Below are 25,380 nucleotides of genomic sequence, written 5' to 3'. Positions count from 1 at the left end.
GCGTTACTTTTTAGCATCCGCCGGAACCACCACGATATTTCCCGAACCTACCGACAGGGCCTGAACCTCGCGGTCGTACATGGCTTCGCCGAAGGCTGGAGGGATCATGAAGCTGCCGGTATTGGTCGATTTAATCTGATATACAAACTCCTGCACCTCGGTGCTGGCGCTGCCATAGATAATCACCCGATCGTCGCGCACGTCGCTGTAGTCCGGCTGCCATGTTGAGCCGTCGGCAGCGATTGGTGAGCGCCAAACATTGTCGGCCTGCGCTTCGCTGTCACCGTTCTCACCTTCGTTTTCCGGCTCTGGCGCGGCTTGCTGCACCACTTCAAAACCGCCCGGCAGCAAATCGACAATCGCCAGATTACTTTGGCCTTCTTTAGCATTGGCGCGGATCTTCAGATGGACATTAATCTTCTCACCCAACGTCACCTGAGTAACCGGCTTGCCGTGCTCGTCGGTGTAATCGCGAGTAATTTCCAGTCCGCGAGAAATGGCTTTCTGCGGCGCGGCCACGTCGTAGCCCGATTGCGTCACCACGTACCACGCCGGGGCGTTGTTCTGGTTGCTGAACTCAATCGAACGCGCCGAGGCGTTGAAATCACCCTTGGCGAACAGCCCTTGCAAGGTCGAGATAACTTCCGGCTGCGCCTGCTTCTCTTTATTTATGGCGCTGATGCTCAGGCCATCGGCACTTGACTGCTGGGCGATTTGGCTAGAATAACTGTCCAGCGCCAAAATGCTCATGGCGGAGGAGTAAGTGGTGTAACGCTCCTCTTTCAGCGCTTTCACCATATTCTCCAGCACCTGCGGCGGAATCGACGCGGCTTTCTCCGGGAAGTGGCGCGTGATCAGGTACAGGCGAGTGGCGTCCTGCACCAGCGGGTCGAAGTAGTTCTGCGACCACCATGCGCTGTTGTACGCCTTGCCCAGCTCATTCCAGCTTGGCTGCAACAGCTTATTGGCTTCGTCATCCATTTTCAGCAGGCGGTAAGAAGAAGCCAAATAGAGCGCGCTCAGGTCAGTTTGCCAGCTGGTGGCATAACCTTTTTGCAGGCTGTCCTGCACCGATGCCAGCGAGTTGGTGGTGACTTCCCCCTGCAGCGTCAGCAGGTAAACCGCAAAGGCGCGCAGGCGCAGATGGTACAAGTCCTCATAACCGCTGGCGGCCTGTTCGCGCAGGGCGCTGTTGGCCTCTTCCAGCATACCGGCAGGGATGGCGTAGCCAGACGATTTTGCCAGCAGCATATATTGCACGACATATGGCGTGATGAACGGATCGGCGACTGGCGAAGCCTGCCACAGACCAATCGCGCCGCTGTCGTTCTGCCGCGAACGCAGGGTGCGCAGCATGTTGTTCAACTGGCTGTTCACCTCGGCCTGACTCAGCTTGCCCTTGAGCTGCGGATATTTGCTTTGCAGCACCAGTGGAATCGAACGACTGACAATCTGCTCAGAGCAGTAATACGGGTAGTCCGCCAGATAGTGCGCCAGCCCGCTGGTCAGCACCAGCGGTGAGTTCGACACCACCGCCTCACGCTGGGCGTAGGCATCAAACATGCTGCGCAGGTTATCGACACTCTGGGTTTTACCGCTCATACGACCCATCACCGACTGGGTGCGGAATGGCATCGCCGGGCGTACCGAGGTGCTGATGGTGCGGCGGCTGCTTTTGTCGGCGTATTGAGCGTCGAAGACCAGCGGCGCGTCTCCCAGTTCAGCTTTGGCGCGCAGGCGGAAGGTCAGATTGCCTTCGCGCTTGGCGGCCAGCGACAGCGACTGCTGGGCATTGCCCACCACCTCAAGCTGCGGCGGCGGGGTTAGCTTAACGGCGATATCCACCGGCTGGTCGCCCATGCCTTCAAGGTTGTTGCTCACCCCGACGCTGACGTCAAACTCATCGCCCGGTGCCACCATAGAAGGCACATTTGGCGTCATGATGAAGTTGTCACGCACCGTGGCGTTGGTCTGCGCCATGCCGATTTTGTCCGGCGTGACCGAAATCGCCATCACGCGGATTTTGCCGTTAAAGTAGTCCGGCACCGGGTAGTCAAAGCGCGCCTGACCATTGACCGGCACGATGCCAGACCAGTAGGCCACCGGCTTATCGCGTTTACGTTTGAACGGGTTGAGATGCAGATCCAGCCCTTCACCGGCATCACCGCCCGGTGCTGACGTCAGCGACATGATTTTACTGAATTCCGGCAGGATCAGGTCGAGGATCTGCGCGCTGTCGACACTCAACTCGCGCTTGCGGAAGAAGAACTCCAGCGGATCTTTCAGCTTGTAGCGCGCGACCTGCAAAATCCCTTCATCCACGGCGAACACCACCACGTTTTGCGGCGAGTCGGTGTTGACGGTGATCGGCAGTTTCTCTCCCGGTTTAATCACCTCCGGCGTGCTGAGTTGTAACCCGGCTTTGCGCGCGCTGGTGCTGATTTTGAATGGCATCACGCCGTAGCTCAGCGGGCTCATGAAGATCTCGTCGGAATTCACATCGCGCACGAACTGCACGTTGATGTAGCCATTCCCTTCCATGCCTGCCGGAACGCGAATCTTCTGTACTGAACTCGTGGTGGAGCTTTTAAACCACTGCCAACTATAGACTTTATCTTTTTCGATGGTGATTAGGCCGCTGCCGGTGTAAGGCGCGTTGATGGCGATTTCAATCTCTTCGCCCGGCTGGTATTCAGCCTGATTAAGCTTCAGTTTTAGCTCGGCATTGCGGTCCAGAGAGCGGCTGAGGTTGGCGTTACCGGCCACGCTATAAGAGACGCGGTTAAGCACCTGACCCTGCGCGGTTTTCACCACCAGCACGAAATCGCCCGGCTGCTGGGTCGGCAGGCGGAAGTCGCTGCCTTCTGCGGCAATCGCCAGCGGCTGCTCTGAGAGCTGCACTTCGCGCATTTTCGACTGATATTTATAGACACCTGAGTCCTGCTTAGTCAGCACCGACACGGTTTTTTGCTCAATCAGCGACAGGCTGAGGTTCGGCAGGGCAATCTTCGCCAACGACGGATTAATCGCAATCAGATTGAGATGGCGCTCGGCGTCCTTATTGATGTAACCCAAGTCACCGTCGGCCTTCACCCCCACCAGATAATCATAAGGCGACACCAGCACGCGGGCGGTGGCGGCTACCGAGCGGCCACTTCCGGCGGTGAACGCTTCAGACAGCAGTTGCAGCTGATAGGTAGCATCAGCATAGGCTTTGAGATCCAGCGGGATCGCGGCTTTACCCTCCAGATCGGTGGTCTGCTCCTGCAACTCGGTGTCGAACCCGTCGTTGTTGGTGCGGTTCTCGTAGAACAGGTAATCGGGGTATTGATCAAAGCTCGGGTACATTGGGCGCAGAGTCAGTTTGGAGGTCACGCGGCGGTTCTGCGCCGGGGTGCCAAACAGGTTTTGCACATCAATATTGGCTTGCAGTTCCGACGGCTTGACCCAGCCCTGTTTGCGGTCCGGCGTCAGTTGCAGTTTAACCTTCAACTGGTCCGGCTCGAACTCTTTGACATTGACCGCCACGTGGCCGAGCAGGGTAGTGGCGTCGTTATTTTTGCCAATCAGGTAGAGATAGACATTCCACTCGCCGGTCGGCGAACTTTCGCTGGTGGTGTAGCTCAGTTCGTTAAAGCCGCTGGCGGTGAGTTTAAGCGGCTGGGTGCTCATCAGCGTGTCGCGCGGGTCGCGGATTTCAGCGCGAACCGGCACGCCCGCCAGACTGTTGCCCCACTGGGCGGTGCGGGTGATCAGGCCGATGTTGAAAGTGTCGCCGGGGCGATAGACGCCACGGTCGGAGAACAGATAGCTGCTCAGAGTGCGCGGGTCAGACGGCGTTTGCTCGCCGCTGACGTCAAAGCGCGATAGGTCTAAGCCGCGATCGTTGTAATCGCTGGTCGGCAGGAAGGAGACGTCTCCCTGCTTTTCGACCAAGAACATCACCGGCTGGCGCTCATTTTTGTAGACGTCGAGCACCGGGAAGCGCGCGTGGCCGTCAGCATCCGTGGTTTGGGTGAGCAGCGCCACGCCGTTTTTACCAATCACCGACACCTTGGCGTCGCTGACCGGCAGGCCGGATTGCACTGACTGCACGAACACGTCGCGGGTTTTGTCCTGCGAGCGCTTGCTGATAATGCCCAAATCGGTGATCACCACGAAGCGCGAGTCGCCGACCTGCGCGTCGCCGCTCTCATCGTCTTCGCTGTACTGCTCTTCTTCTGGCTGATTTTCTTCAGACTGCTCGGCCTTTTTCGCCGGGTCCCACGGGGTCAGGGTGAGTAAGAAGACGCCACGACGGGCGTTCGGGTTATCTGATAAATAGCGCGACAGGTCGATGCCCTGATAGCTCACTTCGCCCGGCTTCTGATTGTCCACCGCGTGGGTGTATTCAAAGTGCTCGGTAAAGTATTCATCGCCCAGACGGTTGAACTCCGCCGAAGAGTATTGGCTGCTTTTGAAGGAGACGATGTGCTGCAGCTGGCTCGGAATAACTCGCTTGATATCCAGCTTGAGGCCCGGCACGTTGCGAGCCGCCACGCTAATTTGCTTCTCACCGTTCATGGAGAGCAGCGAGCCTTGCGACATAAAACTGAGCGAGGTCGGGTAGTCCGGCACCGCCACCACGCGATACTGCTTCTCCGGCATCTTATAGCCGCCGAAAGAGGTCAGCGCGTTATTGATTTCCACCAACAAGTAGCGATGAGCCGGAGCGTCAAAGGTGAAGCTAAACTGCGGCTGGTACTCCTGCTCGGCGTCGTTTAACGCCAGCTTGACCGGCGCAGACTGGCTGATGATGCCGGTATCGATGTCGGACATCGACCACGGGTAGATAGCATCTTGGTCATCATCGCCGTATTTCGGGTTCTTTTGCGGCAGCAGCCAAGCTCTTACGGCGGCGCCGATCTCTTTGTCTTTCACGCCGTCGCTCAGGGCGACCACCAGCGCGCGGCTGCCTTGGTTGTCGTCGGAATTCACCACCGTGGCGGCCACGTCGGCCACGCTGAGGCTATACAGGCTCGGCACGCTGACCCAGTTGTCTTTCTTGCCCGACGTCGGCTGCGAAGACACGCTGGCCTTGACGCCGCTATCAATGGCGACGTGAACCGAGCCGCCCTGTTCTAAGGCTTTTAGCGGTTCAGAGTGAACCCATGCGTTGAGCTTTTTCTCGTCATACACCAGTGAGAAGTTGAGTTTTTTCTCCGGCGTCTCTTTCCCTTCAATCAACCCCAGTGAGATGCGTTTTTCGAAGCTCGCCACGTCCACCGGCGCGTTGAACTGCACGCGGAAAATCGCGCTGCGCTTCTGGGCATCCTGCGGATCTTGGTAGTACTCGGCCTGACCTAATTGATAGTCAAATGACGGCGCGTTGGCGCTGTATTCGGTCTGGTTAATTTTGATTTGCGGGGCCAGCAGCTTGGCGGCGTCGAGCTTGATTTTATACGCCGAACCCATTGGCAGCGCGCCTTTCGGGGTGAAGACCAGCGTTGCGGCATTGCGCCACGCCCATTGGCCTTCAACGGCAGGCGATAGGCTGACGCCTTGCTCGACGGTTTTACCCACCAGTGTGATTGGCGCGGCGGCATGGCTGAAATAGAGAATAATTTCCTGCGGCGGGCGGTTCTGCGCGTTGTAGTTAATCAGCTGCGGCCCGGCGACGCGCACCGTGGTTTGCTGGTAAACCATCGGCGCAGGTTCAATAGGCTGCGGGCGGTTGAGCCACGCGTGATAGCCATAAAACCCGCCAACCGCCAGCGCAATCAACAGCACAACGGCGGTGGTGACGGATTTCGGGTGGTTGTCTACACCTCTTTCTGTAGCGAGAAACCCCTTCTTCACGCCAGCGACCCATGCCGGAGAACGCCACTGAATATTGCCAATCAGCGGGCGCAGCACCAGCCCTAGCAGCCAGAAAATTTTGGCCAATAGCCAGCACACACCTTTAACTAAAGTGAAGGGCAGACGAAGCAAAAACCGTAATAAATCCATTATTTGAACCTTGTTCCACATGCTAAGGATCGGTATCACTGCGCGCGGCGAGCAGCCAAAACGGCAAAAAAACTCAGGCTATCGGGCTGGCAGGAAGGCACACCACATTTGTAAGGAATGGTAAGTAAAAGCAAGGGAAATAGCGAATAAAACTCTCTCTCGAAATGACAGGTCAATGACGAACAATTTTGTCTGTCTTTGACTTTCAAATCCCACCGACTTCTCGAATTAACACAATTCTCTAAGACATTTTTTGTACATTTTTCTTACCTAATCTATACGTTTATTTAACTTAAATTTATCAATAAAAATCCTTCCAAATACTTTTGGTGAGTTGCCCTGCAAATCATTGGGCTAACCAAAGGTAAATTTTTAGTGCTTATAGCTAGCCTCACGGATGAGTTACCACCTTTTAATACTCATCTGGGAGTTTTTATGAATCGTAGACCGGCGTTGTCAAAAGTAGCGCTTGCTGTCCTTTCCGTTATGTCATTCCCTTCTGTTTTGCTTTACCCACATCCCGCCACCGCCGTGGTGTTAGAGCCTTATAACCCTGCCGACAACGACCAGCTTGCGGGACGGGTAACTGCCAACGGTAACACCCTCGACCTTACCGGCGTGCAGCGTTTTCAAACCGGCGTAGATGGCGCGGTAAACACCACGCTGGGCGATCTTTTAAATAAAAATCTGGTGGTTAACGGCAACACCTTTATTAATGCCGACCGGCTGGATATTGGCCCACAGAATTTCGGCATCACCATTCCTGACCCGACCACCGGCGGCAATACCACTTTTCAGGTCTACAACCCGAGCAGCCTGACGGCGTTACCCAAGATTGATAGCAGCACGGCGGTGGCGGATATCGTCAATGTCGGAGACAACCAGTACATCAACGCCCGTGTTGCCGATGTGAACAACGGCGGCACCTTAAATGTGAATATCGGGCAGCCGAATTCAGCCTCGACCGCGAGTTCAAACGGCTGGAGCATGGCGGCCAAGCAGAGCACGCTGTTTAATGTCGACGGCACCGCCGGCGGCGACTCGACCCTGAATTGGAACTCCAACAACCGCATCACCTTTACTGGCTCCGCGGCCGACCCTACCGTGCCGCGCCAGTATGCTGTGACTAACTTGATCACCTATAACGGCGCGTTCAACGTACAGACGCTGGATGGCAAAAGTAACAGTTTCAACGTCACCTCGGCGGCAGGGCTTAAAACCTATAACGACTGGCTGATCACCCAGCTTGAGTCGGGCAATCTGGACAAAAGCGCCTATCTGACGGAGTTCAACAAAGCCTTTGTGCGCAGCAGCGGCACCATTGGCTATAAGATTTCCGCCGATGACCCGAATGACGACGTCGCTCAGGCGATTGGCAACCGAATTGTCATTAACGCCAGCGGCGCGGGAGCCAAAGTCAACGTAGCGGCGGGCAAAACGCTAGAAGTCATTGGGGCCAACGGCGGGGCGATCCGCGGTTCGAACGGGGCTGAAGTCACGGTTAACGGCAAGGTCAGCAGCTCGGGTTCGATTGGCTCTGAGGGCGCGGCGGTTTATCTTACCGACACCAGCAAAGGGACCAACAGTGTAACCGGGGTGATCAACGGCGGTTTTGTGAATCGCAACGACGGCACCGGCGTGACCTCAACCGGCTATGGCTCAAGCGCCGTTCAGGTGCAAAATAGCAGCACCTTTGATAACCAAGGCATTATCAACTTAGCCACCACCGGCGGCACCACCTCGGGCATCAATCTTGGGGGCGGATCTACCGCTTCTAACAGCGGAAATATCAATGTCGGCGTCAACGGTTCCAGCGCCACCGGCAGCACAACCGGCGTGCTGGTGGGCGACGCCGCTTCATCCTTTATCAATAACGCGGACGGGGTGATCTATCTTGGCCGTGGCCCGCAAAACAACAAGTCAGATACGCCGGCCGATACCGCGCTGAACCAGAGTGATTTGGCGGCCGGCGTGCAGGTTAACAGCGGCGGCAGCGCCACCAATAATGGCAGTATCGTGCTGGGATCGAGAGTCCAGAATGGCGCGGGGATGTTTGCCAACGGCGGCGACACCACCACGATGGTCAACAACGGCACTATTGATGTGAACGGCCGCGCGACCACCATCCCGCGTGAAAATATCGGTATGTCGGTAGTCAATGCGGGCAGCGGCGGCAATATCAATAACGCCGGAACCATCAATCTGAACGGCGTAAACGGTACCGGGATCAAAGTGATTGCCACGGCGGGCAATACGGCGTCGGCGAAATCCACCGGCACCATTAACGTGGCGGGCGGCGCGGACGCAGCCAGCTCCACCCGCAACTTCGGCGTATGGGTTGAAGGGCAGGGAACCGGCACGGCCACCGCGCAGGTCGACGGCCCGGTGAATTTGTCCGGCAATGGCGCGATTGGCGTCCACGCGCGTGGCAACGCCACGGTCGACGTCTCCTCCACTGCGATCCCGACCTTCAATCAGGGCAGTAATCAAATCGCCTTCTTCGCCTATGGCCCGAATGCCAGAATTAACACCATTGGCAACAATGCCTTTGACGTCACAACCACCGGCTCGACGCTGTTCCGCCTTGAGCAGGGAGCCGATTTTGATGGCACCGACCTGACCTTAACCACCTCGGGCGCGAACTCGGTCGGCGTGATGGGAACCGGCACCGGCGGCACCAACGTGGTGACGCAAAATGCCACCTTTGACGTCTCGGGCAATGGCGCGACCGGCGTGATTGTCGAGGGCGGTGCGGTGGGCGTGATTGATGCCGCCACCACCATTAACCTCACTGGTGAAAACTCGGTGGGAGCCATTGCCGACGGCCAGAAACACACTCTTACCGGCGCGAACAGCGGCACGGCTTCACCTAATACCAACTTGACCTCAGCGGCGGCCCTCAACTCATCACAAAATGGCCTGACGGGTTACATTGCCCGCAACCGCGCTTCGCTGACTAACTCCGGCGACATCAATTTCACCGGCGCAGGCGCGACCGGCATCCGCGTCGAAAGCGGCGCGACCGGCACTAACACTGGCAACATCGCCATTGGCGACGGCGGTACCGGCATCGTGGTCAACAGCGGCACCGGCACGCTGAATACCACCGCCAGCACCAGCGGCACCATTGATGTTAACGGCGGCAGCACCGCCAACCGTACGCGCGGCGTCAGCGCCAGCGGCAACCGCGCCACCGCGACGCTGAGCGACGGCTCTTTAATCAACCTCAATGGCGTCGGGGCGATTGGTGCAGAAGCCATTAACGGCGGCAAGGTCAACGTGTCCGGCAGCGCCACGCCAGCCTTCAACAATACTGACCAGATTGCTTACCGCGCCGTCGGTGCGGGCGCGGCGATCAACAGTGCCACTTCCACTTTGAATGCCAGCACTGACCGTTCAACGCTGTATCGCATTGAAGATGGCGCAGCGCTGGCCTTGGCGAGCGGCTCGACCCTGACAGCCTCGGGGGCCGACAGCCAGTCACTGGTCGGTTCCGGGCTGAATACTCAAATCAACACCACCGGCTCAAGCCTGATTGCCAGCGGCAACGGCGCGCGCGGCGTGGTGGTAGAAGGCGGCGCGACGGGTAATCTCGACGCGGGCAGCTCTATCTCGCTGACCGGCGTGAACAGCATCGGTGGCGTGGCCGACGGCCAGAAACATGATTTAAGCGGCGCTAACAGCGGCGCACCGCAGGCAGGAACCACCCTGACCAGCGCCGCGACGCTGGTGGGCAATGCGGCGGGCGCGATAGGCTTCGCCGCGCGTAATTTGGGGCAAATCGTCAATAACGGATTGCTGACACTTAATGGCGCGGGCAGCACCGGGCTGTTGGCCGAGCAGGGCGGGACAAGCAGCAATAATGCGAACATCAATATCAGCGGCACCGGCGGGACGGGCCTGCTGGCGCAGCAAAACGGCATTGCCAACAATAATGGCCAAGTGAATGTGACGGGCGCTTCGGGCGTCGGGATGTCAGCCTTGCAAGGTGGGGCGAGCAACAACAGCAGCGCCATTAATATGAGCGGGGCAAACAGCATCGGCATGCAGGCCGAGCAGGGCGGCGTTCTCACCAATAACGGCAACATTAATGTCATCGGCGGCAATGGGACCGGCGTGCGAGTCGCGTCTGGCAGCAGCGTGACCAATAGTGGTGCGATTCAGGTGGCGAACGGTACGGGTATCGATGCCAGTGGCAGCGGCACTTCTATCGCCGTCGCTGGGAAAATTAATGTCGATGACGGCGTGGCGGGCATTCGCATCGCCGATGGCACCCAACTGGTGTTAAACGGCGGTAGCGACGCCATTAACGTCGGCGGAACGGCGCACGGCGTATTGCTCGATAGCGGCGCGGCGGGCTTGTCGACCAACAATATCAACTTGAATATCAACGGCACGGGCAACGGCATTGAGAACCGCGCCGAGACTGGCAACGTTCTGCTGCAAAACAGCGTTATCAACGTGGCCAACGGCAGTGGGGTGCGCACCGCCACCTCTTTCGACCCGGCTTCTGCATTGCGGGTGAACGTCACGGGGAGCGGCACCGGTTTTAACTTCACTCAGGCCGACCTTTCGACCGCCTCTGGCAATTTGGTGCTAGGCAATAATTATCATTTTGAAGTCAGCGGAGCAGGCGGGACGGGGATCAATGCCAATACCACCGGCAACGTCGTCACCTCGGCGACGGTCAATGTGACCAATAGCGCGGGCGGCGCGGCGCTGGTGGCGGGGAAAGCGGGAACCGTGTTGAACACCGGGGTGCTGACCTCGGCAAGCTTGGTCGCGCCGGTGGTGGACCTGAGCAATGGCAGCACGGCGGTGTTTGAGAACCAAGGCACCATCACGCCATCCTCGGCCAGCGCCGTGGCGGTGCAGGGCGGCGCGGGGAATGACAACGTTCTCCTGACCTCCGGCAGCGTGTTTGGCGATATCAACACCGGCGAGGGGGATGACACCATCACTTGGAACGGCGGCACGCTCGACGGCAGCCTGTCACTCGGCGCGGGCAATGCCAATCGCGCTTACATCAACCATGTTGACCTTTCTACGACGCGCCACATCACCAGCGGCATCGGCACGGATAATGAGCTTAACTTCTCGCAAATCACGTCGCGCGGCGGCAGCTTCGCCAGCGACGACCCGTCGCGCGGGGTCAATCTGGGCAATGGCTGGAACGTGATTAACTTCAGCAATGGCACTGAGTGGGAGCTGACCGGCGACCTGTCACTGGCGCACAGCAACGTCAACATTGATAGTAGTTCAACCCTGTATGCCGGGAATGGCGTCAACCCGATTATCTCGGGGGGCGAGCTGAACTCGGCAATTGTCACCAACAGTGGCACCATCGACCTGACCAACAGCGCAGGCTCGCCGGGCAACCGCCTGTCGATTAATGGCGATTTAGTCTCTAACGGCGGGGTGGTGAAGATGATCACCGACCTCAACGAAGGCGGCGTGGTGAGCAACCAGTTCACCGACTCGCTGCGCATCGCGGGGAACGCCAACAGCGGCGTCACCACCCTGATTGTCACGCCAGCGGACATTAGCACCGGCAAACTCACCGACCTCAACCACACCTCATCGATGGATGCCTATGAAGGTATCTCAGTGGCGCAGGTGGCGGGCAATGCCAACGCCAACAGCTTCGCGCTACAGGGCGGTTATCTGGCGCTCGGGCCTTGGAGTTACAAGCTTTATAGCTTCGCGCCGGGCAGCAGCGACGCTAACCAACGTCAGGTCGCTGGAGGAACCGATAACACCTTCTGGGATTACCGCATCGGTAACGTTTATGTCTGTGAAGGGGATGACTGTAACAAGGCCGCGCAGCCGGTGGCGGTCACCCCGACCAACCCCGGCACGCCTGAACAGCCGTCAGTACCGGTAGATCCAAACGCCCAGCCTTTGGTCAATCCGCCGGACGATGGCTGCGTAGTTGACGGAGTCGACAACTGCGCGCCGGGCCGTCAGGCCGTTACGCCACAGGTGCCGTCTTATATCTCTGCCCCGGTGGCGCTGGCTTATTACAACGCGGCAATCATGGATAACTTGCACAAGCGCCTTGGTGAGTTACGCCACGAGGAGAGCCGTCCTGATGGCAACGGTGGCGAGATGTTCCTGCGCTATATCGGCTCCAACATGACCTATAAAACCAATGTCGGCTTCAAGCAGTTTGGTTATGACTTCGACATGGATTACAGCGCGGTACAGTTGGGCGGCAACCTGCTGCGCCTCGACGGCGACAAAGACAGCCTGCGCGGCGGTCTGGCTTATACCCACGGTAATAACCGCGTGCGCCCAAAAGCCGCCGATGGCTTTAGCAGCACCACCTTCAACTCGGACAGCATCGCGCTCTATCTGTCTTGGCAGCGCCAAAACGGCTTCTACATGGACGGTGCGCTGTCGCTGGATAGACATCGCGGCGAGACTGATATTCCACGCCAAAAAGAGGTGGGATCGTCGAAAGGTAAGAGCTGGAGCGCCTCGCTGGAGTCGGGCTATCCGTACCTGTTCGACAATGGCCTGAAGCTCGAACCTCAGGCGCAACTGATGTACACCCGCATCAATATGGATAACTTTATTGATGAAGATCGCACCACGGTGGATTACCAAAATTACAGCCAGACCATTGGCCGTTTGGGCCTGCGCGCCGACCGCACTTGGGTGGATGACGCAGGACGCCAGTACACGCCTTATGTGCGCGCGAACTACTATCGTGGCTGGGGCGGCGAGGCGAAAACCACCATTGGCGCGGAAGGTTTCGACGTCAGCCACACCTTCACCAGCGGCAAGTTCGGCCAAATTGGCGAGCTAGGCGTGGGCGGCACGGCGACCTTCAAAAAAGACGTGTCGCTCTATGCAGAAGTGGATTATCGCAAAGAGATAAACAGCAATGGTGCCAAGGGTTGGGGCTATACCGGCGGGGTGCGCTGGACGTTCTAACCATGACTGATTAAGTCCATAATATCGGTCACAATTCTGTCATGAATATCTGCTTTGACAGGCCAGCGATGCTAAGGTTAGGTGGTTGTTTATTCGCCACCTACTTTAGGTCGCGGTATTTGTTTTTAAAATGTCAAAGAGGCTTATTTATGAAACTTTTACCCCTTCTCGCGGTATTACCCTTGCTGTGCGCGTCAGTTGCCTCAGCTAACTCTCTTATGTCAGTGGGCTATTTCAACGGCGGCGGCGACGTCACTGCCGGGCCCGGTGGCGACATCGATAAACTCGACGTTCGCTTGATAACCCATCTCAACTACTCATTTGGTCTGGTTTACAACAATGAAGCGGGCGAGACCAACGCCGCGCTGAAAGACCCTGCCAAACTGCACCAGATTTGGCTGTCACCCAAAGTTGAAGCCGATCTGGCAAAAATCCCCGCTTTGCGTAAACAGAACCCGAACCTGAAAGTGCTGCTTTCGGTCGGTGGTTGGGGCGCGCGCGGTTTCTCTTCCGCTGCCGCTACGCCGGAAACGCGCAAAATCTTCATTGATTCTGCGGAACAGATCGTAAAAAAATATGGCCTTGATGGCATCGACCTCGACTGGGAATATCCGGTCAACGGCGCGTGGGGGCTGGTGGACAGCACGCCTGCCGACAAGGATAACTTCACCGCCATCTTGAAAGAGCTGCGCGAAAGATTTGGTAAAGAGAAGCTGGTGACCATCGCCGTCGCCGCCAGCGCGGAAAGCCCGAAAAGCTGGATCGACGTCAAAGCCATTGCCCCGTCGCTGGATTACATCAACTTGATGACCTACGATATGGCCTACGGCACGCAGTACTTCAACTCCAACCTGTATGACTCCAAAGAGTGGCCAACCGTCGCGGCGGCGGATAAATACAGCGCAGATTTCGTGGTGAATAACTATCTTGCGGCGGGGCTGAAGGCCAGCCAGATGAACCTCGGCATAGGTTTCTACGGGCGTGTACCAAAACGCACCATGGAGCCAGGGATTGACTGGACCAAGCCAGACGCGCAGAAAAATCCGGTCACCCAGCCATCGTTTAGCCCAACCGAGGTCGCCTTGTTCAAGTCGCTGGGCTATGACCTGACCAAAGATACCTATGTGAAGTACAACGATATTGTCAGCAAACTGCTCAACGACCCACAAAAACGCTTCACCCAGCACTGGGATGACGAAGCGAAAGTGCCGTGGTTGTCGATTAAGTCCGCCAAGGGCGATCCGCTGTTCGCTATCTCTTACGAGAACCCGCGCTCGGTGGCTATCAAAGGGGAGTACATCAAAAGCAAAGGGCTGGCTGGGGCCATGTTCTGGGAGTTTGGTGCCGATGATAACAACCAGTTAGCCAGAACGCTGGCTGACACGCTGGGTGTTAAGCACTAAATTAGACACGCCTTAAGTCATCAATGTAATCAGCCACTTACTGGGTAAGTGGCTTTTTTATCTCTGAAGCAAAGGTAATCAAAGAGAATCAAGATAAGTCATGAACTCGCTGAGCTTTACCGACATCCCGCCGACGTTAAACAGCAGCGCAATCCACAGCAGTAACAGTAAAAATACTAAAATCTCTAAAAACCGGTAAAACACGCGCTTCCCTTGCTAATTGTTTAGTTCTCAGCTTAAGCTGATAAGTCCTCACCAATCGCCATCCGATGCCCGTCCGGCGTCGCAATGGTGAACTCACGCATGCCGTGCGGCATGTCGGCAATAGGGTGCAAAATAATCGCGCCCGAGGCAGTAAATTCTTCATAAAGGGCAGTCGCATCATCAACATGCCAATAACCAAAGTAACTATGGTCGCCTAACGCCGAAGGCGCAATCGCGTCCGGGCAATCTCCCAGCATAATTCGCACTTCCCCCCGCACCGCCAGCTGCCAGCCACCTCCATCCGGCCAAGCAAGTTTAAACCCCAACGCATCACGAAAATAAGCCGAAGTTTTGGCGAGATTGGGCACGGCAAGGACGTGGGAGAAGGGGGTTAGGTTGGGCATGTTGGGAATCCGAAGCAAAGATAAGGATTTTAAATATAGTAATGATAGTTAACTTGTTCAAGTTAAATGGGTTTTGTATCTGAATGGTTATGTCTTCGTAAGATTTTATTATATCTAGCTAAAGTTTTTAAAATAATTGCCGACAATAATTTCTCTATATATTGGTCTATGAGGTGATAATGGTATTTCAAGATTTTGATAACATCCTTAAATTGGCTACAAGTATCCTGACTTTACCAGTGGTTGGTTTAATGGTTGGTTTTTTTCTTTCAAGAAGTAAGAATAAAATCAAGAATATAGAGAAACTCATAACTGTTGTGTCTTCAGATAAAATAAATAATATTTTAGTGGAGGCACTATTCCAAAGTATCTATAGGTCAAAATATGTTTCTGCTGAAGAAGTTAAAATTCTAATGCAACAAGAAAACCAAACGAGGCTTATCCAGTGTTATTCTAAATTAAATATGCTTCTAAAAATCACTGAGTTAAAGTCTGTTGATGGTGATTTGATTATTAGATATTCACAGGGGTTACATACGCTAAAACGTAGAATTTTTTGGGGCGCAGGAACAGTCCTTACATCAATCTTACTGTATGTTTTATTTTTATATGTGGAGATTGATTTTATCCAATATTTAGATGGTAATTCTTATGGGAGTCAATTGAATAATATCTTTGGTGTTACCTTGAATATACTTATTTCAGCGATGGTTCTCATTGCATATAATTATATCTTCCTATTAGGTGCTCAAATTTTGATATCAAAAAGGATAATTAATAAATTTAATTTTATTCTTTTTTCAAGACGATAGGAAGTTGGAGAGTCAGTGCTCAAAATGTCTGTATATTGAATTTAATGTATATATAGATGGGTTAATGAATCCAATTTAAGACAAGGGATTGTTTGACTTCGCGATTTAAATGCGAAATCTAATACGTGTTTAAACTATCACCAGGTTTTAGGACCTGCATACTTCTTCAATTGGGGGGGGAGAAAACGTTCTGTCAATGAAATGGTGTCCCCTACAGGAATCGAACCTGTAACTAGCCCTTAGGAGGGGCTTGTTATATCCGTTTAACTAAGGAGACACGGGCGGCTTGGGAAAGCGCCCGCGTAGTATACTCGTTTTTGCCACAATAATAAGGCGTTAGGCGGTCGTTTGGTTGTTTCGTCGCCAGTTATTGCGCTTTCTGCTGGTTTTCCTGCTTGTTGTTGGCTCTCTTTTGCTGCTTGGCCTTGTTCTGGTTGCTCATGTCATTGCGGATTTGTGCATGGCTGATGAGCGCGAAGATAAAGGTGCCGCCGATGATATTCCCAGTGAGGGTCGGCAGGGCGAAGGGCCAGATGAACTGGTGCCAAGGGATTGCGCCGGTAAAAACCAGATAGAGGATTTCCACCGAGCCGACCACAATGTGCGTCAGGTCGGCGATGGCCACCAGATAGGTCATCAGCATGATCACCCACACTTTTGCCGCGCCCGCCGAGGGCAGCATCCACACCATGGTGGCAATCAGCCAGCCGGAAATAATGCCGCTGACAAACATCGCCGTCGGGTCTTTCTTCATGATCTCCAGACTGATGCTGCGAAAGGCCGCGTCGGTGTCGGCGTCGAAAAACGGTACCAGATGGAAAGCCAGCGCGGCGCAGGCGCAGCCAATCAGGTTGCCTCCGAGCACCCAGCTCCACAGGCGCAGCAGCAGGGCGCTGTTTTTTAGCGTCAGCTTATGCATCACGGGCAGCACGGCGGTGACGGTGTTCTCGGTGAACAGCTGCTGGCGGGCCATAATGACAATAATGAAGCCCGCGGTGTAACCAATATTCTCGATGAAAAAGCGCTCCGGCGACTCCGGCAGGCGAGCGTGCAAAATACCTTTCGCCATCATGGACGCACTAATCGACAGTCCGGCGGCCACCGCCGACCAGAACAGCGCCAGTCCGTCGCGCTCCAGCTCTTTCTCTCCCTCTTGGCGAATCTGCTCGTGAACCGCCGCCGCACGCGAGGGCAGGTTCTCTTCATCAACTTCAATCTCAGTGCCTTGCGCGTGCTCCTCGCTGTCGACATCGTTCTCTATATTCTGCTCTTTAGTGGCTTGATTCATGGTGTTTCCCCAGAAGTTTTGCGAGGCGTCGCGGAAAAATAAAACCGTTTTAAGCATAGGCGAGGGATGGTGGTTATGCTGCAACACAGACTGGCAGTGGCAGGAACCACTGTAACCTCTGGCTGCGACGCATAGGATGCTTATGATATGATGTACCCTTGTGAATTTTACGGGATATTCCGATGTTTGAAGCCGTTAACCTGAGCTGCGTGCGCGATGAGCGGACCCTGTTTAGCGACCTAAGTTTCACCATCGAGCCCGGTGACATGGTGCAAATTGAAGGCCAGAACGGCGCCGGTAAAACCAGCCTGCTGAGGATTTTGGCCGGGCTCTCCTCGCCAGACTCCGGTGAAGTGCGCTGGAAAGGTGAAAATACGCGCCGCCAGCGTGACCTCTTTCATCAGGATTTACTGTTTCTCGGCCATCAGCCGGGAATAAAGTCAGTACTCACTGCGTATGAAAATCTGGCGTTTTATCAGTCGGTTGACGGCAAAGTAGATAGCGACGCCCTGTATCAGGCCTTAGAGAATGTCGGCCTGCTGGGCTATGAAGATGTCACCGTGGCGCAGATGTCTGCCGGGCAACAGCGCCGCGTTGCCTTAGCTCGGCTGTGGCTGACCCGCGCGCCGCTGTGGATCCTTGATGAGCCTCTGACGGCTATCGACAAGCAGGGCGTGGCGACACTGATCGAACTGTTCGAAATGCATGCCGGGCGGGGCGGTATGGTAGTGCTTACTACACACCAAGACTTACAGGGAGTGAACCGCGACGTGCGTAAGCTCCGTTTAACTAGCGCAGAACTGCTATGACTCGATTAGGGAAGTTGGTCTAATGTTTATTAAAGTCCTGCGGCGCGAACTGAAAATCGCTTTTCGCAAAAGTGCGGAAATCATCAACCCGCTGTGGTTCTTTATCATCGTGATCACCCTGTTTCCGCTGGGACTGGGACCGGAACCACAACTGCTGGCGCGCATCGCGCCGGGGATAGTCTGGGTCGCGGCGCTGCTCGCCTCGCTGCTGTCTCTTGAGAGGCTGTTCCGTGATGACTTCCTCGACGGCACGCTAGAGCAGCTACTATTGTTACCATCCCCGCTGGCACTCACGGTTCTAGGCAAAGTATGTGCTCACTGGGTGGTTACCGGGCTGCCGTTATTGATTTTGTCTCCGGTGATTGCCTTGCTGCTGTCATTGGATTTCAACACGTGGAAAGCCGTAGCGCTGACCATTTTGCTAGGGACGCCGACCCTGAGTTTTATCGGTGCGATTGGCGTGGCGCTGACCGTGGGCCTGCGTAAAGGCGGGGTTCTGCTCAGTTTGCTGGTATTGCCGCTGTACATTCCGGTGCTGATTTTTGCCACCGGTGCCATCGACGCCGCCTCTATGGGCATGCCGCTCGGCGGATATCTGGCAATTCTTGGCGCGATGCTGGCGGGAAGTGCGACACTCGCGCCGTTCGCTACGGCGGCAGCTTTGCGAGTTAGCGTTCACTGACCGGTCATACTTCGAGCAGCCTTGCTGAACTCGACTTATTTAGGGTCAATATTATTTCGGTCAATTTGGCTAAATTTACCTGTAGTTACAAATTGGCAGAAAAAGCGCAACCTTTGACTAACATCACACTTCTCTATAGGGAACAATATAGGGAAGGGGTATTCAGTGCGAATAAATAAGTGCGGATAGAAACCGGTTCCATCTCTTACCGCGCAATAGGCCAATAACGGTCCACGCGCCCCAGTGAAAGTCTTTTTAGAGTGAGCAACGATAACAATGTGGAAATGGTTACATCAACTTGCGCGACCCGAGCGTCTTTACTCGGTCTGCGGCCGGTTTATTCCGTGGCTCGGCATTCTGGGATTAGCCTGTTTGCTAATTGGCTGGGTCTGGGGCTTTGGCTACGCGCCGCCTGATTACCAGCAGGGTAACAGCTATCGCATCATGTACATTCACGTCCCGGCGGCTATCTGGTCGATGGGAATTTACAGCGCGATGGCGATTGCAGCCTTTATCGGGCTGGTGTGGCAGATGAAAATGTCTGACTTAGCCATGGCCGCCATGGCACCCGTCGGGGCCGTCTTCACATTTATTGCGCTGGTCACCGGCTCCGCCTGGGGCAAACCTATGTGGGGAACCTGGTGGGTGTGGGACGCGCGCCTGACTTCCGAGCTGGTGCTGCTGTTCCTCTATCTGGGGGCTATTGCCTTATACCACTCCTTTGAAGATCGCCGCCTTGCCGGGCGAGCTGCGGGCATTTTGGTGCTGGTCGGCGTGGTCAACATTCCTATCATTCACTACTCGGTGGAGTGGTGGAACACTCTGCATCAAGGCTCGACCAACATGCAGCAAACCATCGACCCGAGCATGCGTTACCCGCTGCGCTGGGCCATCTTCGGCTATCTGTTCTTCTTTATTACGCTGACGCTAATGCGCCTGCGTAACCTTATTCTTATTCAGGAGCGCCTTCGCCCGTGGGTGGCCGAATTGGTTAATAAGGAGCGCCGCTGATGAACGCCGCATTCTCAAGCTGGCAGGCATTCTTCGACATGGGCGGCTACGCCTTTTATGTCTGGCTCTCTGTCGCCGCCACGCTGATTTCTCTGATTGCCTTAGTGGCGCACACCATGGTGCAGCGTCGGCAAATTCTGGCTGACGTTCGCCGTCGTCAGGCGCGGGAAAAGCGCATTGTGCAATCCAAACGAAACCCTACTAATGAATCGCCAGCCGCGACGAAGCCGGCTGTACCTCGGTTGAAACCGGACGCGTCCGGGGAGAAGTTATTGTGAATCCACGTCGTAAAAAGCGCCTTTCGCTGGCGCTGGTGGTGCTGGTCGGCCTTGGCCTGAGCATCTCTCTGGTGATGTACGCCCTGAGATCCAACATTGACCTGTTCTATACACCGACCGAGATTCTGCAAGGTAAAGGTGAAAACCACGAGATGCCGTTTGTCGGCCAGCGCCTGCGCATTGGCGGCATGGTGATGCCTGGCTCGGTGAAGCGCGATGCCAAGAGTTTGCAGGTCAGTTTTAAAATTTATGACGCCCGTGGCGCGATTAGCGTGACCTACAACGGCATCCTGCCGGACCTGTTCCGCGAAGGGCAGGGCGTCGTGGCGCAGGGTGTGATGGAAGCCGGTAACGTGGTCAATGCTCAACAAGTGTTGGCGAAGCATGATGAGAAATACGTTCCGCCAGAAGTGGAAGATGCAATGAAAGATGATAAAAAAGCCCCGGCTGCGGCCTACGCGGGTAACGATAAAGGAAGTGTTCGCTCATGATGCCGGAAATAGGAACGTTTTCCCTCTGTCTGGCTTTAGGTCTGGCGATACTGCTGAGTATTTACCCGCAATGGGGCGCGGCGCGGCAAGATAACCGCATGATGGCGATGGCGCGCCCGCTCTCTTACGGCATGTTCGCCACCATCACGCTGGCCTTTATCATTCTGGTTCACGCCTTTGTGGTGAATGACTTTACCGTCACCTATGTGGCGAATAACTCCAATACCCGCCTGCCGCTCTATTACCGCATGGCGGCCACGTGGGGCGCGCACGAAGGCTCGCTGCTGCTGTGGGTGTTGCTGCTCAGCTGCTGGACGCTGGCGGTGGCGCTGTTTAGCCGCCGCATGCCGCAAGACGCGGTAGCCCGCGTGCTGGCCGTGATGGGGATGATCACCGCCGGATTCTTGGTGTTTATCCTGCTGACGTCTAACCCGTTTATTCGTACTTTGCCGGGCTTTCCGGTGGACGGCAGTGACCTTAACCCCGTGCTGCAAGATATCGGGCTGATATTCCACCCGCCGCTGCTGTATATGGGGTATGTCGGCTTCTCCGTGGCCTTTGCGTTTGCCATTGCCTCGCTGATGGCGGGCCGTCTTGATACCGCGTGGGCGCGCTGGTCGCGGCCTTGGACGACGGCTGCGTGGGTATTCCTGACTATGGGCATCGTACTGGGTTCGGCATGGGCTTATTACGAATTAGGTTGGGGCGGCTGGTGGTTCTGGGATCCGGTAGAAAACGCCTCGTTTATGCCTTGGCTGGCAGGCACCGCGCTTATCCACTCGCTGGCGGTGACTGAAAAACGCGGTACCTTCAAAGCTTGGACCGTGCTGCTGGCAATCACCTGTTTCTCACTCTGCCTGCTGGGGACTTTCCTAGTGCGCTCGGGCGTGCTGGTGTCGGTTCACTCCTTCGCCTCAGACCCGGCGCGCGGCATGTTTATTCTGGCCTATCTGGTGATCATCATCGGCGGCTCGCTGCTGCTTTACGCCATCAAAGGGAACTCGGTACGTGCGCCAAGCCGCCACGAACTGCACTCGCGCGAAAGCTATCTGTTAGGCAATAACGTGCTGCTGGTGGCCGCCATGCTGGTGGTGCTGCTCGGCACGCTGCTGCCGTTGATCCACAAACAGCTCGGCATGGGCAGTATCTCCATTGGCGAACCCTTCTTTAATACCATGTTTACTTGGCTGATGGCTCCGCTGGCCCTGCTGTTGGGCATCGGCCCACTGGTGCGCTGGCGTCGCGACGAGCCAAGCAAGCTGTGGCGTCGCCTCGGCGTGGCCTTAGTGGTGACGCTGCTGCTGTCGATTCTGCTGCCTTGGCTGCTGCAGGACAAAATCGTCGGCATGACGGTGGTCGGCCTGCTGATGTCAGTGTGGGTAATTGTCCTCACGCTGATGGAACTGCACGAGCGCGCTACCCATCGCCACACCTTCTGGCGCGGCCTGACCCACCTGTCCCGCAGCCACTGGGGCATGGTGCTGGGGCATCTGGGCGTTGCCGTCACGGTGATTGGTATCGCCTTTAGCCAGAACTACAGCGTCGAGCGCGATGTGCGAATGAAAGCGGGTGACAGCGTGGATATCCACGATTACCACTTTGTATTCCGTGACATGCGCGATATCCAAGGCTCCAACTATTCCGGCGGCGAAGCCAATATCGACGTCACCCGCAATGGCAAGCCTGTCACCACCTTGCATGCTGAAAAACGCTATTACAGCGTGGCGCACACCATGATGACCGAAGCGGCAATTCACGGGAATCTGGCGCGTGACCTGTATGCCGCGCTGGGTGAAGAGATGGACGACGGCTCGTGGGCCGTGCGCCTCTACTACAAACCTTTCGTGCGCTGGATCTGGCTCGGCGGCATCTTTATGGCCTTTGGCGGCGTGCTCTGTATTCTCGATCCGCGTTATCGCATGAGCAAAAAGCTCAAGCGTCAGGGCAAAGCGGAGGCTGAAGAGGCATGAATCGCAAACTGCTATTTATTCCACTGGTGCTGTTTCTGGCGCTGGCCGCGGCCTTTATGGTGCAGCTGACCCGTAACGCCAACGGCGATGACCCGACTCTGCTGGAGTCGGCGCTGATCGGCAAACCGGTGCCGGTATTTAAGCTGGAATCGCTGTCGCAGCCGGGCAAAACCTACGACCAGTCGGTGCTGCGCGACGGCAAGCCGATTTTGCTTAATGTCTGGGCGACGTGGTGCCCGACCTGCCGCGCCGAGCATGAATATCTCAATACGTTGGCGGTCAAAGGCATCCGCGTGGTCGGGCTGAACTATAAAGATGACCGGCAGAAAGCGGTTAACTGGCTGAATACGCTGGGTAATCCTTATGCACTGAGCCTGTATGACGGCGACGGCATGCTGGGGTTGGATCTGGGCGTGTATGGCGCGCCAGAGACCTTCTTGATCGACGGTCAGGGCATCATCCGCTACCGCCATGCCGGTGATATGAATGCTAAAGTGTGGCAAAATGAGGTCCTACCGCTGTACAAAAAATATGGCGGTGACGCATGAGAGCCGTCACTTCGCTTTGTGCGCTGATCCTCGGCCTGAGCCTGAGTTGGGCGGCCTTTGCCGCCATTGACACTTACCAGTTCAAGTCAGAGGCGCAAGAGCAGCAGTATCGGCAAATCACCGAGCAACTTCGCTGCCCGAAATGCCAGAACACCAGCATCGCGGCCTCGGATTCGATTATCGCTGCCGATATGCGCACTAAGGTTTATCAATTACTTAACCAAGGCCAAACGCGCGAGCAGATTGTGCAGTATATGGTGGCGCGATACGGTAACTTCGTCACTTATGAACCGCCAGTCACGCCTTCCACGCTTATTTTGTGGCTTGGTCCTTTGCTGTTTGTCCTGATTGGCGCGTCGGTGATTATCATGCGCGCGCGTCGCCAGAATGGGCAGACAGGGTCAGATACATCGGTGAAACAGGGCGTGTCAGCGTCAGAGCTTTCAATAAAAGAACAACAGCGGCTGGCGCAGTTACTGACTGATGTCACGAAGACAGAGAGCGACGGGAAAGGATCATGAGTATTTTTTGGCTGACTATTGTAGTGATGCTTATCATTGCGCTGGCACTGTTTTTGGTGCCGGTGATGCGTCGCGACAAGGCAGAACACACGTCGCGCGATGCGTTGAACAAAGTCTTTTACCAACATCGTCTGAGCGAACTTGAGCAAGACGAAGAGCAGGGCGTGGTTGACGAGCGCCCGCAGCATATTCGCGAATTGCAGGAAAACCTGCTGAGTGATATTCCCGAAGAGCAGCAGCGCGCCGCGCAGCCAATTGGCCGCTGGACGCTGGTGCCGGGCGCACTGTTATTAGTGCTGGTCACGCTGGGATTCTACCTCTATTCCGGCGGATTAACTCAGGTCAGCGCGTGGAATAACGTCATGCAGCGCATGCCCGATTTACGCCATCGCGTCGCCGATGACAACTCGCCAGCGCTAACCATTAATGACGTGCAGGATCTCGGCTTAGGGCTGCGTACCGAATTGCAGCGCGACCCGAACAATGCGCAAGACTGGATGATGCTCGGCCGCGTGGGGATGGCGCTGGATAATGCCAATACCGCGACCCAGGCTTTTGCTCACGCTTACCAGCTTTCGCCGAACAATATGGACATCAAGCTCGGATATGCGGAAGTGTTAACTCGCTCCGGCGATCCGCAAGATAACATTAGCGGCGGCAAACTGTTGCGCAGTATGCTGGAACAAAATCAGGGCAATCTTCGCGTCCTGAGTTTGCTGGCCTACAATGAATTTGAACAGGGGCATTACCCGCAGGCGATTGGTGCTTGGGAGTTAATGTTGAAAATTCTGCCAGCCGGGGATAAACGCACTGAAATGGTTCGCGCCAGCATTGAGCAGGCAAAGGCTAAATCGGGGCAGAACTCCGCCAAACTGGCAGTGAATGTGTCGCTTTCTGACAACGCCGCGAAGAGTATTCCGCAGCAAGGCACGGTATTTATCTCGGTCACCGATGGTAGCAGCCCAGTGCCGATTGCCGTGAAGAAACTGCCTCTAAGCCGCTTCCCGCTTGCCATGACAATGGATGATTCCAATGCCATGATGCCGGAAAGATTGCTTTCTTCGCTGCATCAGTTAAAAGTACGCGTTCGAATTTCACAAAACGGACTGGCAACGCCAGCCGCAGGTGACTGGTACGGCGACAGTCCGCTGACTGATTTTTCCGGCAATGGACAGGTCAGCATTGAGATCAATCAGCAGGTTCCCTGATAGCGGAACTGAAGAAAAATAGGGAGATATCCATGAACTTACGCCTGACTGGGCTGGCGTTTGCGACCGCGCTGCTGGTGGGTTGTGCCGGTACATCATCGGACAGCCAACCGCAGGGACGTTCTGATCCGCTTGAAGGTTTCAACCGGACAATGTTCGACTTCAACTACAACATCATGGACCCTTATGTTCTTCGTCCTGTTGCTGTGGCGTGGAGAAACTATGTGCCTGTGCCAGCGCGTAACGGGATGACTAACTTCTTCGATAACCTCGACGAACCTGCCAGCATGGTCAACGCCTTCGCACAGGGTGACCCCTACCGTGCGATGATCCACTTTAACCGTTTCTTCCTCAACACCCTGCTGGGGATGGGCGGCCTGATTGACGTGGCGTCAATGGCTAACCCGAAACTGGCGAAAGAAGAGAAGCGCGGCTTCGGCACTACCTTGGCACACTATGGCGTAGGCTACGGCCCGTACGTGCAACTTCCGGCTTACGGCAGTTTCACCCTGCGTGACGAGGGCGGCGACACCGTCGATTACCTCTATCCGATGCTCAGCTACCTGACCTTCTGGATGTCTGCTGGTAAGTTCGTGCTTGAAGGCGTTGAGACTCGTGCTGAATTGCTCGACTCCGATCCTATCCTGCGTAACTCGTCTGACCCTTACCTGATGGTGCGTGAAGCTTACTTCCAGCGTCACGACTTCTTGGCCAGCGGCGGCAAGTTAACCCCGCAGAATAACCCGAACGCCGCGGCGATTCAGGATGATCTGCAGAGCATCGACTCAGCCAACTGATTCAGATTCTGCTCACACAAAAAAAGC

At 55.7% G+C, this 25,380-nt stretch carries 16 protein-coding genes and 1 tRNA gene; 13 read left to right on the top strand and 4 right to left on the bottom strand.

The window, feature by feature from the left end; genetic code table 11:
• Window positions 1-3: 3 nt before the first annotated feature.
• Window positions 4-5,988 (bottom strand): alpha-2-macroglobulin family protein, encoded by a 5,985-nt coding sequence (locus tag GEAM_RS12365; protein WP_034791926.1) that lies wholly within the window; start codon window positions 5,986-5,988, stop codon window positions 4-6.
• A gap of 435 nt (window positions 5,989-6,423) precedes the next feature.
• On the opposite strand from GEAM_RS12365, the gene GEAM_RS12360 reads away from it, so the two are divergent.
• Complete coding sequence (locus GEAM_RS12360; protein WP_051899497.1) at window positions 6,424-12,927, top strand: autotransporter outer membrane beta-barrel domain-containing protein; 6,504 nt, start codon at window positions 6,424-6,426, stop codon at window positions 12,925-12,927.
• A 149-nt stretch (window positions 12,928-13,076) separates the two neighbouring features.
• The gene (gene chiD, locus GEAM_RS12355) at window positions 13,077-14,330 is read left to right on the top strand and encodes a chitinase ChiD (RefSeq protein ID WP_034791924.1); all 1,254 of its coding nucleotides are present in this window, start codon (window positions 13,077-13,079) and stop codon (window positions 14,328-14,330) included.
• Window positions 14,331-14,566: 236 nt separating this feature from the next.
• Here the strand turns inward: chiD and GEAM_RS12350 are convergent, their stop codons facing one another.
• The gene (locus tag GEAM_RS12350) at window positions 14,567-14,938 is read right to left on the bottom strand and encodes a VOC family protein (RefSeq protein ID WP_034791922.1); all 372 of its coding nucleotides are present in this window, start codon (window positions 14,936-14,938) and stop codon (window positions 14,567-14,569) included.
• A gap of 179 nt (window positions 14,939-15,117) precedes the next feature.
• On the opposite strand from GEAM_RS12350, the gene GEAM_RS12345 reads away from it, so the two are divergent.
• On the top strand, window positions 15,118-15,750 hold the full coding sequence (locus GEAM_RS12345; protein ID WP_034791920.1) for a hypothetical protein: 633 nt from the start codon (window positions 15,118-15,120) through the stop codon (window positions 15,748-15,750).
• A 202-nt stretch (window positions 15,751-15,952) separates the two neighbouring features.
• Here GEAM_RS12345 and GEAM_RS12340 read toward each other — a convergent pair.
• Window positions 15,953-16,027: transfer RNA gene (locus GEAM_RS12340), tRNA-Arg, on the bottom strand.
• Between the two features lie 90 nt (window positions 16,028-16,117).
• Window positions 16,118-17,038: a formate/nitrite transporter family protein gene (locus GEAM_RS12335; RefSeq protein ID WP_034791982.1), complete on the bottom strand. Its 921-nt coding sequence runs from the start codon at window positions 17,036-17,038 to the stop codon at window positions 16,118-16,120.
• 182 nt (window positions 17,039-17,220) lie between these two features.
• On the opposite strand from GEAM_RS12335, the gene ccmA reads away from it, so the two are divergent.
• The 10 genes from ccmA to mlaA all read left to right on the top strand — a co-directional run bounded on the left by ccmA (window position 17,221) and on the right by mlaA (window position 25,353).
• Window positions 17,221-17,847, top strand: a complete 627-nt coding sequence (gene ccmA, locus GEAM_RS12330) for a cytochrome c biogenesis heme-transporting ATPase CcmA (RefSeq protein ID WP_034791918.1) — start codon at window positions 17,221-17,223, stop codon at window positions 17,845-17,847.
• Window positions 17,848-17,869: 22 nt separating this feature from the next.
• Complete coding sequence (gene ccmB, locus GEAM_RS12325) at window positions 17,870-18,529, top strand: heme exporter protein CcmB (RefSeq protein ID WP_034791915.1); 660 nt, start codon at window positions 17,870-17,872, stop codon at window positions 18,527-18,529.
• 276 nt (window positions 18,530-18,805) lie between these two features.
• Entirely contained in the window at window positions 18,806-19,540 is a 735-nt protein-coding gene (locus GEAM_RS12320; RefSeq protein WP_034791913.1) for a heme ABC transporter permease, read from the top strand.
• Window positions 19,540-19,818: a heme exporter protein CcmD gene (ccmD, locus tag GEAM_RS12315; RefSeq protein WP_034791911.1), complete on the top strand. Its 279-nt coding sequence runs from the start codon at window positions 19,540-19,542 to the stop codon at window positions 19,816-19,818. The genes GEAM_RS12320 and ccmD overlap by 1 nt, the downstream gene beginning before the upstream one ends.
• On the top strand, window positions 19,815-20,309 hold the full coding sequence (ccmE, locus tag GEAM_RS12310) for a cytochrome c maturation protein CcmE (protein WP_034791908.1): 495 nt from the start codon (window positions 19,815-19,817) through the stop codon (window positions 20,307-20,309). The genes ccmD and ccmE overlap by 4 nt, the downstream gene beginning before the upstream one ends.
• On the top strand, window positions 20,306-22,279 hold the full coding sequence (locus GEAM_RS12305) for a heme lyase CcmF/NrfE family subunit (protein WP_034791906.1): 1,974 nt from the start codon (window positions 20,306-20,308) through the stop codon (window positions 22,277-22,279). The genes ccmE and GEAM_RS12305 overlap by 4 nt, the downstream gene beginning before the upstream one ends.
• Window positions 22,276-22,827 (top strand): DsbE family thiol:disulfide interchange protein, encoded by a 552-nt coding sequence (locus GEAM_RS12300; RefSeq protein ID WP_034791904.1) that lies wholly within the window; start codon window positions 22,276-22,278, stop codon window positions 22,825-22,827. The genes GEAM_RS12305 and GEAM_RS12300 overlap by 4 nt, the downstream gene beginning before the upstream one ends.
• The gene (locus GEAM_RS12295; RefSeq protein WP_034791897.1) at window positions 22,824-23,348 is read left to right on the top strand and encodes a cytochrome c-type biogenesis protein; all 525 of its coding nucleotides are present in this window, start codon (window positions 22,824-22,826) and stop codon (window positions 23,346-23,348) included. Before GEAM_RS12300 ends, GEAM_RS12295 begins: the two co-directional genes overlap by 4 nt.
• On the top strand, window positions 23,345-24,556 hold the full coding sequence (gene ccmI, locus GEAM_RS12290) for a c-type cytochrome biogenesis protein CcmI (RefSeq protein ID WP_034791895.1): 1,212 nt from the start codon (window positions 23,345-23,347) through the stop codon (window positions 24,554-24,556). The genes GEAM_RS12295 and ccmI overlap by 4 nt, the downstream gene beginning before the upstream one ends.
• Before the next feature lie 32 nt (window positions 24,557-24,588).
• Window positions 24,589-25,353: a phospholipid-binding lipoprotein MlaA gene (mlaA, locus tag GEAM_RS12285; protein WP_034791886.1), complete on the top strand. Its 765-nt coding sequence runs from the start codon at window positions 24,589-24,591 to the stop codon at window positions 25,351-25,353.
• Window positions 25,354-25,380: the final 27 nt, after the last annotated feature.

It is taken from the genome of Ewingella americana ATCC 33852, assembly GCF_000735345.1.
GTDB classification, from domain to species: Bacteria; Pseudomonadota; Gammaproteobacteria; order Enterobacterales; family Enterobacteriaceae; genus Ewingella; species Ewingella americana.
The sequence above is the reverse complement of the archived record's forward strand: the minus strand, read 5'-3'. Positions and strand labels throughout refer to the sequence as shown.

Bases quoted from the DNA above. Each gene is read 5' to 3' on its own strand.
- GEAM_RS12365 (WP_034791926.1), bottom strand. From the start codon at position 5,988: ATGGATTTATTACGGTTTTTGCTTCGTCTGCCCTTCACTTTAGTTAAA.
- ccmD (WP_034791911.1), top strand. From the start codon at position 19,540: ATGAACGCCGCATTCTCAAGCTGGCAGGCATTCTTCGACATGGGCGGC.
- GEAM_RS12320 (WP_034791913.1), top strand. From the start codon at position 18,806: ATGTGGAAATGGTTACATCAACTTGCGCGACCCGAGCGTCTTTACTCG.
- GEAM_RS12335 (WP_034791982.1), bottom strand. From the start codon at position 17,038: ATGAATCAAGCCACTAAAGAGCAGAATATAGAGAACGATGTCGACAGC.
- GEAM_RS12350 (WP_034791922.1), bottom strand. From the start codon at position 14,938: ATGCCCAACCTAACCCCCTTCTCCCACGTCCTTGCCGTGCCCAATCTC.
- GEAM_RS12300 (WP_034791904.1), top strand. From the start codon at position 22,276: ATGAATCGCAAACTGCTATTTATTCCACTGGTGCTGTTTCTGGCGCTG.
- GEAM_RS12345 (WP_034791920.1), top strand. From the start codon at position 15,118: ATGGTATTTCAAGATTTTGATAACATCCTTAAATTGGCTACAAGTATC.
- mlaA (WP_034791886.1), top strand. From the start codon at position 24,589: ATGAACTTACGCCTGACTGGGCTGGCGTTTGCGACCGCGCTGCTGGTG.
- GEAM_RS12305 (WP_034791906.1), top strand. From the start codon at position 20,306: ATGATGCCGGAAATAGGAACGTTTTCCCTCTGTCTGGCTTTAGGTCTG.
- GEAM_RS12295 (WP_034791897.1), top strand. From the start codon at position 22,824: ATGAGAGCCGTCACTTCGCTTTGTGCGCTGATCCTCGGCCTGAGCCTG.
- ccmB (WP_034791915.1), top strand. From the start codon at position 17,870: ATGTTTATTAAAGTCCTGCGGCGCGAACTGAAAATCGCTTTTCGCAAA.
- GEAM_RS12360 (WP_051899497.1), top strand. From the start codon at position 6,424: ATGAATCGTAGACCGGCGTTGTCAAAAGTAGCGCTTGCTGTCCTTTCC.
- ccmA (WP_034791918.1), top strand. From the start codon at position 17,221: ATGTTTGAAGCCGTTAACCTGAGCTGCGTGCGCGATGAGCGGACCCTG.
- ccmI (WP_034791895.1), top strand. From the start codon at position 23,345: ATGAGTATTTTTTGGCTGACTATTGTAGTGATGCTTATCATTGCGCTG.
- chiD (WP_034791924.1), top strand. From the start codon at position 13,077: ATGAAACTTTTACCCCTTCTCGCGGTATTACCCTTGCTGTGCGCGTCA.